Origin of the sequence: Nostoc sp., assembly GCF_036917575.1 — a bacterium.
Classification (GTDB): Bacteria; Cyanobacteriota; Cyanobacteriia; order Cyanobacteriales; family Nostocaceae; genus Nostoc.
Genome location: NZ_JBALDC010000086.1, coordinates 1 through 11,473, shown reverse-complemented (window position 1 = coordinate 11,473; position 11,473 = coordinate 1). Strand labels below are relative to the sequence as shown.

The window sequence follows — 11,473 nt, the reverse complement described above, 5'->3', positions numbered from 1 at the left end:
TTAATTGCTGCAATGAATCAATTTAAACCCTCTTATGCTTCTGGATGATTTAGCTCCTAAACTACTTGCTTATTCCGGAAAGTGACAGAAGAGGGGTATAGCCGTAGTCACATAGGTTAGGACATTTTAAAAGAGTGAAAGCTAGGAATAGTAATAGTTTTACCTCCAGCATAGCTGCCTCCTGCCTCCTGCCTCCTGCTATATCTTTATTCGGAAATAGCGGTATTTATCCGTAGTGTAATAATTATATAAAGCTTATATTTGATTGCGTGAAAAAACTTACCCGCTACTAAAGATGTAATAAACATTAGGGGCACACAGCTAGCTATGCACCCCTATGAATCACCTAACATTTCACCTTGCGAAAGTTTCGGGTTATGAAATCCAGATTACTTAGTAATGATTTAGGTTAATGCCAGCTTCTTTTGCCATTGCTTCTAACCCATTAATTTGTAAGGTTTTGATTGCTTTGGTAGACAGCTTTAATTTCACCCAGCGATTTCCGCCTTCCCACCAAACACGTTTGTTTTGCAGATTAGCGTGCTGAAGGCGTTTAGTACGGCGGTGAGAGTGGGAAACAGAAAAAGCGTTATTTGCCTTTTTACCAGTTAGTTCACAGCGACGGGACATAGCAAGTATCTCCAGATTGTTATTTTAATACAACCTTTCCATTTTAGGTCTTAGGCAACAGAAGTGGAGAAAGGAGTGGGGAGTGAGGAGGAGCAGGGGAAAGTGAAGTTGCAGTAAGTTTTTCCCCTCTGCCCCTCCGCACCTCTGCTCCTCTGCTCCTCTGCTTCTTGTTCCCAATTCCCAATGCCTCATGCCCCACTCAACACTATTTACTTGCTTGTTCCGTCAGCTTGGTGAGTACCTCATTTGAACGCTCAACGAAGGATTTCATTCCTTCAGCGTCAAATCCTTTCTGAGACATCAGCGCTAAATCGTAGACGTGTTGGCAAATCAAGTTGACTAACTGATCTGTAGGCGATTGACCGTCACCTTGAATGATACTACCTTGGTTAATATTTGCGAGATTTTGAATCAGTGGGTGAGCAGTATTCACCAGCAAAATGTGATCTTCGGGAAACTCTGCTGACTGTTGCTGCATCATGGCGCTCATTTCCCGCAGGCGGCGGAGAATCTCTGGTAAAAGCACGATCGCAGGTGGTGTCCCTTGAGGATCGTCTGATTTTAAAGCTTCGGTACGGATGTTGAGTTTGGGTTTGTTGAGGGATTTCTCAAATAACTCTTTGATCGTCTCACTGCGGGTTTTGTTCGTCTTCGGATCGACAATTTCCGTAGCTTTGTCTTGTTCTAGCAGGGTATTATCTAAATCTGAGTCTACCCGCGTAAATTTGACATCCTGATATTCCCGCTCTAAGAAGTTGATAAAGTGGGTGTCGATGAAGGAGTCCATAAACAGGACTTCCAAGCCTTGATTTTTGTGCAGTTCTATGTATGTAGATTGGGTTGCTTCATCAGTGCTGTAGAAAACCCGGTTTTCGTTGCGTTCTTTGTTGCGTTCTAGATACTCTTTGAGCGTAGTATAGGGAGCGCTGGGTGCTGAGTTCTCAGAACTGGGTGAAGGAGTGACATCTTGCCAAGCATCCCCGTCTGAAGACTGAACTTCAACCACTGGAGTTTCAGCCGCAACTTTTTCTGTCAGCTTGGCGGTAGTGCGGAAGACGATGATATCTTCGATTTGTTTTTTGAATTTCTCGTCGTTGAGAACGCCAAATTTTACAAAAGTGCCGAGGTCTTTCCAAGCGCTAATGTATTGTTCGCGGTTATCGCGGAAAAGTTCTTTGAGGCGATCGCCTACTTTTTTGGCAACGTAATCACCAATTCGCTTCACGGTGCGATCGCCTTGCAAGGCACTACGCGATACGTTTAGGGGAATATCGGTGCTATCAATCACACCCCGCATCGGCATCAGAAATTGCGGGATAATTTCTTCGCAGTTGTCGCTAACAAAAACTTGATTGCAAAATAGCTTTATCTGCCCTTTGGTAACATCTACATCCGGTCTCATTTTCGGAAAATACAAAATCCCGTTAATGATAAAGGGATAATCAGTATTTAAATGTACCCATAACAAAGGTTCTTCCTGAAAAGGATACAGGTAGCGATAAAACTCTAAATAATCTTCTTGAGTCAGATTACTCGGAGACTCTCGCCACGGTGCTTTTTGCTTATTTATTACTTCGCCATCAAGTTTAATCGGAACTGGCAAAAAGTCGCAGTAGGTCTTGACAAGATTTTTAATTCGTGCTGATTCGAGAAATTCCTCTTCTTCTCCTTGCAGGGTGAGAGTAATAGTAGTGCCGCGAGTTGTTCGAGAAGAGTCTTCTATAGTGAATGCTGGGGAACCATCACAAGACCAGTGAACCGCTTGTGCCCCTTCTTGATAAGATAGGGTATCAATTTCTACCTTTTGCGCCACCATGAAGGAAGAGTAGAAACCAAGACCGAAGTGACCGATGATCGGTTGATCTGATTTGCCTTCATACTTATGAATAAATTCTTCAGCACTAGAGAAGGCAACCTGATTGATATATTTCTTAACTTCATCTGCGCTCATCCCGATACCATTATCGGAGATGGATAGAGTTTTCTGATCTTTGTCAATGGCAAGTTCAATTTCTGGTTCGCCGATGTCTCCAGCATAATCTCCGGCGCGGGATACCATTTTTAGCTTTTGGATGGCGTCTACAGCGTTGGATACCAGTTCCCGCAAAAAGATTTGATGATCTGAGTAAAGCGACTTCTTAATGATCGGGAAAATATTCTCAGTATGAATACTGATAGTGCCTTGTTCTAGCATAATTGGTAATTTTCGATGTTAGTATCTGAAACGATGATAGTAGGTAATACAACCTAGCCATCTGTTTTCCAGGATAAACCCGGAGAACATAAAAGGGTATGATACCAATTAGGATTTTAAAAGCATAACTTAGGCGATGCTCGTTTTTTGAGCATTGTTTGCCGCCATTTTCTGATTCGGATTTCCCTACTTCCGACTCTTCACTTCTCACAGATTGCTGTTTAAGTATTACTATAATTCTTCTCCAAGACTAAAAAATAGTGGTATGGATAACTGGGATCGATAAATTCTTGCTTAACAGTTAACCCCGCTTTGGCAACAGAGTTTAAAATCCGCTTTTTGGGATATCCTTTCAAACCCATTTCCCAATAATGTTCGTCACAGACTGGCGTTATACTCCAGAATTTTGGCACATTGAATAATAAATACCTTGGTCTACCTGAGAAAGAAGTTTTCACCTGAAACGAGAGGTATTGAGTGCAATAGGGAATCGAAATCACCAAAAATTTCTTAGTTGCAATAGCAAGTTTTCTCAATGCTTCTTCTGACTCAGGATAGGGAAAATGTTCCAGCACTTGAAACAGGACAATCGCATCAAATTTATCTTTTGGTAATGAAAAATCTGTAGTCAAATCCAAAATGATTTCTGGTTTGAGGCTGGGGTCAACATCAGCAGTGGAGACGTTGTAGCCATTATTCTTCAGAATGTCTGTTAATAGAGAATTAAAAATCCCAATTTCTAAAACGTTTTTTACCTGATTACCTAGTGAAAAAATTAGACGCAACTGGTGATGGTAACTGATGAGGCGATTTTTTGATAAATATTCTGAATTTCTAATATCTAACGAGCTGATGAGTTGCATAAATAAGCCTACCTAAGCTGAGAGATTAATAAATTTGCTGCGTATACAACTACAGGATTCCCGAAAAAATTATGAAAGTAACAGTACTTTGTTTTACCTGTATAATAATATACTTTACCTTTCTTTTTCTAGGTGCTACGGTGTACGCACAAGTCCTTCTGACCCCCTCTAACTCCCCCTTATAAAGGGGGAGAACCGGATATTTCCCCCCTTTATAAGGGGGGATTAAGGGGGGTAAATCCACGGTTTGGGCTTCATTAGCAAGAAAATATCACTAACACCAAGCGTATCGGGTTAAAGCGTAAGATTCTACGCGCTAAAGTATTTTGCTAGTGGGTGATAGGTAATAATCGCAGTGGTAGACTGTTCTGGATAAAGTTGTTCGCTTTCATCCATGTACAAGTTAATCCTGTCAGTCTGCAATAACTCCAGTTGTTTGTACTGATCCTGAATATTTGGACAAGCTGGATACCCAAAACTATACCGTGAGCCACGATAGCGTTGTGCCAATATATCCCGAATATTATCGGGTTCCTCAGCAGTAAAACCTAACTCTCGGCGAATTCTGGTGTGTGTCCATTCAGCTATAGCCTCCGCCATCTGTACTGCCATACCGTGGAAATACAGATAATCGGTGTATTGATTGGCAGCAAATAGCTTTTGAGCGAACTCTGTGGCAATCTCTCCTACAGTCACCGCCTGCATTGGAAAGACATCAATAATTCCCGACTCCTTCGGTGCAAAGAAATCTGCTATGCACAACCTTCTTAAAGACTTCTGTCTGGGAAACTCGAAAGTTGCAACCTGTTGTGATTGGTTCTCGGAGTTATATATATGTAGAGAATTCCCCTCGGCTTGACAAGGGAAATATCCGTAAATCACCTGGGGATGCAACAAATTCTCCTCAATAATTCGCTGTTTCCAAGTTTCTAAAACTGGGTAAACTTTTTCAGCTAAGAAAGCCTGATATTCTTCCTTAGATTGTTCCTTTGGTTTGCGGAATTGCCACTGTCCAGCAATTAAAGCTTGTAAATCCAAGTGCCAGAATATTTCCTCGATGGGAATATCACTAGGCTGCAATAACTTCGTTCCCCAGAAAGGCGGTGTGGGACGTTCAATATCTATTGCCACAACATCAGAACGTCTTGTATCTACTTGTTTTGGTTCAGCAGACACTGTTTCCTTAGCAGTTGTAGTTACCGATTCTTTGTGACCATTTGTTGAAACTTCAGCCGTTTCGACTTCGTTCAAAAATCCCTGCAAATCTTGCCAGTTACCAGTTGCTTTTGCTGGCATTAATTTATCCATGAAGTGCAAGTCAGAAAAGGCATCTTTGCCATAAACAACTTTACCTTTGTAAGTTTTTTGGCAATCATCATGCACAAATTTGGGAGTCAGCGCCGCACCACCTAAAATTACGGGGACACTAATTCCCTTTTCGTTGAATATCTCCAAATTTTCTTTCATGAAGGCGGTGGATTTTACCAGCAAACCACTCATGGCAATACAATCAGCTTTATGCTGTTCGTAAGCGTTGATGATGTTTTCCACTGGCTGCTTAATTCCCAGGTTAATCACCTTATAGCCGTTGTTGGATAAGATGATATCCACCAAGTTTTTACCAATGTCGTGGACATCACCTTTGACTGTGGCAATGATAAAGGTTCCCTTGGCATTGTTGCCTGATTCTGATTTTTCCATGAACGGTTCTAGAAAGGCCACCGCCGCTTTCATGGTTTCCGCAGATTGCAAGACGAAGGGTAGCTGCATTTGTCCAGAACCGAATAATTCCCCGACAACTTTCATGCCATCTAGCAGGAAGGTGTTGATAATTTCTAAGGGGGGATGTTCTTCTAAGGCTTTTTTCAAATGTTCTTCTAAGCCAATACGTTCGCCGTCGATGATATGGCGTTTGAGACGTTCTGGGATGGGGAGGCTTTCATCTAAGGAGCGATCGCGTTTTGTCGTCACCCCAGCAAACACTGTGGTAAGCTCTCCCAAGGGATCGTATACGCAAACATTACCCTCAAACTTCCGTTCGTCATAAATCAACTGCCGACAAATTTCTTGATGGCGTTCTTCAATCTTGGACAACGGTAAAATTTTGTTAGCACTGACAATGGCTGCATCCATTCCCGCCGTCGTCGCTTCGTGCAAAAATACCGAGTTCAGCACCATCCGCGACGCTGGATTTAAACCAAAGGAAATATTGGAAACACCCAAAATTACATGGCATCCAGGCAATTCTTGACGAATGCGGCGGATGGATTCAATTGTGGCTTTACCGTTTTCTCGGTCTTCTTCAATCCCGGTGGAAATGGGTAACGCGAGGGTATCAAAGAATATTTCTGTAGGTGGTATGCCATATTCTACAGCTTGACGGTAAGCACGCTCTGCGATCGCAAACTTTTTGTCTGCTGTCCGCGCCATCCCATCTTCATCGATAGTACCAATGACTACACCAGCACCGTACTTTTTCGCTAACTCCAGCACCTTCAAAAAGCGCGGTTCCCCATCTTCGTAGTTGGTGGAGTTCAGCAAACACTTACCACCGGCAATCTTTAAACCCGCCTCCATTTTTTCCCATTCGGTGGAGTCAAGCATTAAAGGTAATGTCACATTATTAACAATGCGCGAAACTAATTCGTGCATATCACGCACGCCGTCACGTCCGACATAATCGACGTTAATATCAAGGATGTGTGCGCCTTCTTTTACTTGCGCCCTCGCCATTGACACGAGTCCATCCCAATCTTCGGCATTAAGTAAATCGCGGCACTTCTTGGAACCACTGGCGTTGAGACGTTCGCCAACAATCAAGAAGGAATTATCTTGCTCGTAAGGCTGAGTGGTGTAAATTGATGCTGCTGCTGGTTCTAAACTAGGTTGTCTAACTTTTGGCTTTAATCCTTTAGCGACTTCTGCCAATTGTTGAATGTGTTCTGGACGCGTCCCACAGCAACCCCCAATCACTTGGACACCCAAATCTTCAACAAAATGCATCAGCGACATCCGTAATTCCAACGGTGTTAGGCGGTAGTGCGCTTGACCGCCGACGTTTTCAGGTAAACCCGCGTTGGGAATACAGGAAACGATGAAAGGTGAATGTTCTGCCAGATACTTGATATGTGGTTTCATCAAGTCTGGGCCAGTGGCACAGTTTAAACCGAGAATGTCAATTGGGTAATGTTCCAGAATTGTCAGCACAGCACTGATTTCGGAACCAACCAACATTGTGCCCATGCTTTCCATTGTTACAGACACCATCAATGGTCGGCGATCACCTTTTTTGGCAAACACTTCTTCAATTCCATTCAGTGCGGCTTTAATTTGCAGCACATCTTGGCAAGTTTCCACCAGAAATAAATCGACACCACCATCCCACAGCGCTTCTGCTTGTTCTGCAAAAGTCGCTTTCATGGTATCAAAGTCAATATGTCCCAAGGTTGGGAGTTTAGTTGTCGGGCCGATGGAACCTGCCACAAACCGGGGTTTTTCGGGAGTGGAAAATTCCGCCGCGACACGCTTGGCTAATTCTGCGGCTGTCTTGCTGAGGTAGTAGGCTTGGTCTGCCAAGTCATATTCTGCCAGCACCAGGGACGTACTGCCAAAGGTATCGGTTTCAATCACATCAGCACCAGCAGCGAGAAAGTCGCGGTGAACCTTAGCAACTGCTTCGGGGTTCGTGTGGACTAAGTATTCGTTACAGCCTTCATACTGTGGGCCGCCGAAGTCTTCAGCAGTCAGGTTTTGGGTTTGCAGGTTGGTTCCCATCGCCCCGTCGAAGACGAGGACTGGGCTATCTGGACTACGCAGGCGTTCAAGGAAAGGATGAGTCATATTTTCCTAGAAGAAATGAGCAAATCAAGTGAGTCTTGTGATACTCTACTTACTTTATTATTTTCCAAAATTTTGGGAGTTTCGGCAGTATTTAATAGAAAAATTTTGATGCCATACTGGAATTACTTATGTGTCTATAATATCACTGGATAGTGATCTAGTTCATATAGAGGTTGTTCTATGGAAAGAAGGAAAATTTTGATTGCAACTAAAACATACCCTTCAATTAGTACCAAATATCAAGAAACAGTCTGTACAGCAGGAGTTTTATTAGATAATGACGAGAAACCAGTTCAATGGATTCGCATTTATCCTATTCGTTTTCGTCAATTAGATTTTGATAAGCGTTATCCAAGATGGTCAATTATAAGTGCTAAAATAGAAAGAAATGACAAAGATTATAGAGAAGAAAGTTTTCGTATAGATGATTCTTCGATAGAAGTAATACGAAAAATTGATACTAGCAAAAACTGGGAAGGAAGAAAAGCCTTGGTTGTGCCATTAGAATTCAAATCTATTCGGGAGATTAAAGAGCAAGGGAAGTCTCTCGGTATTATTAAACCACAAACTATAAAAAAATACTTTTGTAACGAGACAGAACGAGAATGGAACCCGAAACAGCAAGGAATCTTGGATCAACTAGACTTGTTTGAGCCTTCAGTGCAGTTAGATAAAATACCTTACAATTTTGGTTATGAGTTTATTTCTCAAGATGGAGATAAACATCGTTGTACAATAAGCGATTGGGAAATTCAACAACTTTATAGAAATTGTAGAGATAGATCAAATGAAATAAGTATGGACAATAAAGAAAAGGAGGCTTTAGAAAAAGTACGCCAGAAACTAGAAGACGAGTTTTTAAACAAAAAAGATTTATACTTTATCATGGGAAACCTAAAAAGTCACAAAAATAGCTTTATGATTATTGGGATATTTTACCCACCATTAATAAAAATGTAATATTTAAACTTGATTGTTCCAGGAATGAAAAATGAAGATTAAAGATATTGCTAAAACAAGATGCATACTTACCTTCGGATATGGCAATCGCAAAGACTACGATGCCTTCTTGGAATACCTGCAAAAGTTTGATGTCGAATGTGTTGTTGATGTGAGGATGGTTCCTCGTGCTTGGAGTCGCAAATGGTACGGCGACAAAATTAAAATATTCTGTGAATTAAATAATATTGAGTATATTTCTAAAACCGCTCTAGGTAATACATCTGGTAAAGAAAATTGGATTCCAGTAAATCAAGAAGAAGCAGATAAAGCTTTACATGAAATTGCACAAGTTGCTCAAACGGGTAATATTTTACTCTTGTGTGCTGAAATGAACCCGAATCGCTGTCATCGGAAAGAAGTTGCTCATTGCTTGGGAAACTTAGTATCAATGCCTGTTAAGCATTTAGAGTAGTAAATTAAAATTTTATCGATACTTAGGGAAGAGTGTTTAGTAATCTCATTTCACAAGAAACGACCGCCTGTAGCGTTGGTGGTGCCGCAGCTACGCCCGCCCTTAGACATCGCTATTATCAGGTGGGCAATATTATAGATTTTTTGTAGGGGTATGGCATTGCCCATTGACAGAGGTGAGGTTTCACTGATTATACACATAGTCAGATGAAATATTTTCATCAAGTTTCTTATCTTGGGATCACAACTGAGAGTTGTTACTTTGTTCAGCTCAAAGATAGAAAAAACACCAGAAGTATAACTTGAGTCTTGCTATGGATTTAATTTCTTTGTTCAACCTAAATACATTTATTGAATTGTTACTGGGGATTAGTTTGAGCGCGGCGGCTGGCTTTCGAGTATTTGTACCACTGCTGGCCTTGAGTGTGGCTTCAGTTTTTGGACATTTTGATTTGCCGACTAACTTTGATTGGCTGGAAACACCTCAAGCTGTAATTGTATTTGCAGTCGCTTGTTCGCTGGAAATTATCGGTTATTACATTCCTTGGTTAGATCATCTGCTGGATATTTTTGCCACACCTGCGGCATTTATCGCTGGGACAATCGTCACAGCTTCTGTTGCTCCAGAGATGAATCCACTTGTGCAATGGACGTTAGCTTTAATTGCAGGTGGTGGAACCGCAGGATTAACTAAGGGATTAATGAATACATTGCGGATAAGTTCTACAGGCGTTTCAGGTGGATTAACCAATCCTATTGTGTCAACCATTGAGTTGATTATGGCAATCGGACTGTCTGTGCTGGCGCTAGCTTTACCAGTGGTAGCAGGAGTGATTGTGATTGGTTTTGTAATAATAGCTATTCAAAGAATCTGGAGTTTCTTCAATAAACTATCTTCTCAAACTAACGAAACCGTCTCTCCATCAAGAGAATTGGGATAAGTATTGGATTTGTGGAATGCTGATTCTGTAGTATAAAAAGTGCTGTAATAATTAAAAATTCGGAAACGCTTATAGGGTAGACTTTACAAGCCGCACTCACGCGAACGCAAGAGAAAACGGTAAGTCCAACGTGTCCACCCTCTCCAAAATGTATACGCAATACGATCTGTGTAAAAGACTGGTAAGCTCCCTCTCAGATTTGGATCATTTTTTATACGTGAAGTTAAGTCGTCGATACCAATGTACTCGCCTCTTGTCGTTTCATTGTCTTTTACCGACGCCCACCCAACTGACTTAGCGAACCGTAAATAGGTTTTATAATCATTTTCTCGCGACTCAACTATCGCGGGGTTTGCTTTTATATCGAGTGGATTTCCCTGTTTAATCCATATTTCCTTTTGCACACTAAAGCCAAAACGGTTATGTGAATTGGCGACCCAAAGTCTGTCTAGTCTTTGCAGGTTTCGACAAGAAAAACTATTAATGTCCTCAGGAGTTAAATATTGTTCTTTTTCTTTTTTAGCAATATTGAGCATCAGTTGGGATGTTTGGGTATTTGCTGCTAACCAATTTTGAGACTTCAAAGAATTCTCAAGCTGAACATATAAATCTTCAGTAAGAGGTTTCTTAACCTGTTTTCTCAATTCTGATTCTGTATTATTTTTCGACAACAGTTGTACAGCTTTAACTTCTGTTCCCATTTCTTCAAACGGGCTTTTAGTTAATACCCCTAGAAATATTGTTCCTATGACTGTTAAAAGTAGAACAACAACTCCAAGCCGAATTCGTTTTTTTTTCATACCTTAGTCTATCGTTAAACTATTGAGTAAAGACAATAGCCGCTTGATTATAGACCATTGTGCCACTTCACTAGGGTGTAAAACCAAGAATCTGCGATCGCAATTATAAAGCGATCGTAGTCTTCGGGTGTGTTAGCGCGAAAGCGTAACGCACCCTTTGAACTTCATTAATGAGTCTTTAATATTAGTGAGCGAGTCTTTTATACTCGTGAATGAGTCTTTTATACTCGCGGATGAGTCTTTGATACTCGTGGATGAGTCTTTGATACTCGTGGACGAGTCTTTGATACTCGCCGACGAGTCTTTGATACTCGTGAATGAGTCTTTGATACTCGTGAGCGAGTCTTTGATACTCGCCGACGAGTCTTTGATACTCGCCGACGAGTCTTTTATACTCGTGAGCGAGTCTTTGATACTCGTGAATGAGTGAATGTTATTGCAACGTTAGCGATGTCTACGACGGGCTACGCCTACGCACCCTGCTAATTTAAACATGACAGCCGTTTTTATGCAGATGAACACACTAATCCAGTCTCTAACGTTTAGTTGCGATATACTACTTTAGTAAATATCGCTACAGAGTTGGTGAGGTTTGCAGGTGACAAACGAAGAATTGTTGCAAATTATTGAACAAGCTGCCAGGGAAAAGGCAACAGAGTTAAACCTTTCTAACAATCAACTCAGCAGCCTGCCGCCAGAAATCAGCCAACTCTCCAACTTGACATGGCTATCCCTCAATAACAATCAACTCAGCAGCCTGCCGCCAGAAATCAGCCAACTCTCCAACTTGAC

The 11,473-nt window shown here is 41.5% G+C and carries 9 protein-coding genes and 1 pseudogene; 4 read left to right on the top strand and 6 right to left on the bottom strand.

All coding sequences use genetic code 11. From position 1 onward, the window contains the following. Positions 1-393: 393 nt before the first annotated feature. From rpmB to metH, 4 genes are all read right to left on the bottom strand, one after another. Positions 394-630: a 50S ribosomal protein L28 gene (gene rpmB, locus V7K79_RS25630; protein ID WP_292870003.1), complete on the bottom strand. Its 237-nt coding sequence runs from the start codon at positions 628-630 to the stop codon at positions 394-396. Between the two features lie 205 nt (positions 631-835). Further along, positions 836-2,824: a molecular chaperone HtpG gene (htpG, locus tag V7K79_RS25625; RefSeq protein WP_335051669.1), complete on the bottom strand. Its 1,989-nt coding sequence runs from the start codon at positions 2,822-2,824 to the stop codon at positions 836-838. 221 nt (positions 2,825-3,045) lie between these two features. Beyond that, positions 3,046-3,687 carry a class I SAM-dependent methyltransferase gene (locus V7K79_RS25620; protein WP_335051667.1) on the bottom strand — a complete coding sequence of 214 codons (642 nt, stop codon included), beginning with the start codon at positions 3,685-3,687 and terminating at the stop codon, positions 3,046-3,048. Between the two features lie 309 nt (positions 3,688-3,996). Continuing rightward, the gene (metH, locus tag V7K79_RS25615) at positions 3,997-7,527 is read right to left on the bottom strand and encodes a methionine synthase (RefSeq protein WP_335051665.1); all 3,531 of its coding nucleotides are present in this window, start codon (positions 7,525-7,527) and stop codon (positions 3,997-3,999) included. Positions 7,528-7,707: 180 nt separating this feature from the next. On the opposite strand from metH, the gene V7K79_RS25610 reads away from it, so the two are divergent. Then, entirely contained in the window at positions 7,708-8,487 is a 780-nt protein-coding gene (locus V7K79_RS25610) for a hypothetical protein (RefSeq protein WP_335051664.1), read from the top strand. Positions 8,488-8,518: 31 nt separating this feature from the next. Beyond that, a complete protein-coding gene (locus tag V7K79_RS25605) occupies positions 8,519-8,941 on the top strand; it encodes a DUF488 domain-containing protein (protein ID WP_335051662.1) in 423 nt (140 codons plus the stop codon). Positions 8,942-8,991: 50 nt separating this feature from the next. On the opposite strand, the gene V7K79_RS25600 is transcribed toward V7K79_RS25605, so the two are convergent. Further along, on the bottom strand, positions 8,992-9,162 hold the full coding sequence (locus tag V7K79_RS25600; RefSeq protein WP_335051660.1) for a hypothetical protein: 171 nt from the start codon (positions 9,160-9,162) through the stop codon (positions 8,992-8,994). A 92-nt stretch (positions 9,163-9,254) separates the two neighbouring features. On the opposite strand from V7K79_RS25600, the gene V7K79_RS25595 reads away from it, so the two are divergent. Then, the gene (locus V7K79_RS25595) at positions 9,255-9,881 is read left to right on the top strand and encodes a DUF4126 domain-containing protein (protein WP_335051658.1); all 627 of its coding nucleotides are present in this window, start codon (positions 9,255-9,257) and stop codon (positions 9,879-9,881) included. A gap of 83 nt (positions 9,882-9,964) precedes the next feature. On the opposite strand, the gene V7K79_RS25590 is transcribed toward V7K79_RS25595, so the two are convergent. Then, positions 9,965-10,681, bottom strand: coding sequence for a GUN4 domain-containing protein (locus V7K79_RS25590; protein WP_335051656.1), 717 nt, complete (start codon positions 10,679-10,681; stop codon positions 9,965-9,967). 598 nt (positions 10,682-11,279) lie between these two features. Here V7K79_RS25590 and V7K79_RS25585 point away from each other — a divergent pair. Beyond that, a pseudogene (locus V7K79_RS25585) lies at positions 11,280-11,473 on the top strand (leucine-rich repeat domain-containing protein); the annotation flags it as partial.

Coding starts and splice junctions, on each gene's coding strand:
- metH (WP_335051665.1), bottom strand. CDS start 7,527: ATGACTCATCCTTTCCTTGAACGCCTGCGTAGTCCAGATAGCCCAGTC.
- V7K79_RS25620 (WP_335051667.1), bottom strand. CDS start 3,687: ATGCAACTCATCAGCTCGTTAGATATTAGAAATTCAGAATATTTATCA.
- V7K79_RS25590 (WP_335051656.1), bottom strand. CDS start 10,681: ATGAAAAAAAAACGAATTCGGCTTGGAGTTGTTGTTCTACTTTTAACA.
- V7K79_RS25605 (WP_335051662.1), top strand. CDS start 8,519: ATGAAGATTAAAGATATTGCTAAAACAAGATGCATACTTACCTTCGGA.
- rpmB (WP_292870003.1), bottom strand. CDS start 630: ATGTCCCGTCGCTGTGAACTAACTGGTAAAAAGGCAAATAACGCTTTT.
- V7K79_RS25600 (WP_335051660.1), bottom strand. CDS start 9,162: ATGAAAATATTTCATCTGACTATGTGTATAATCAGTGAAACCTCACCT.
- V7K79_RS25610 (WP_335051664.1), top strand. CDS start 7,708: ATGGAAAGAAGGAAAATTTTGATTGCAACTAAAACATACCCTTCAATT.
- V7K79_RS25595 (WP_335051658.1), top strand. CDS start 9,255: ATGGATTTAATTTCTTTGTTCAACCTAAATACATTTATTGAATTGTTA.
- htpG (WP_335051669.1), bottom strand. CDS start 2,824: ATGCTAGAACAAGGCACTATCAGTATTCATACTGAGAATATTTTCCCG.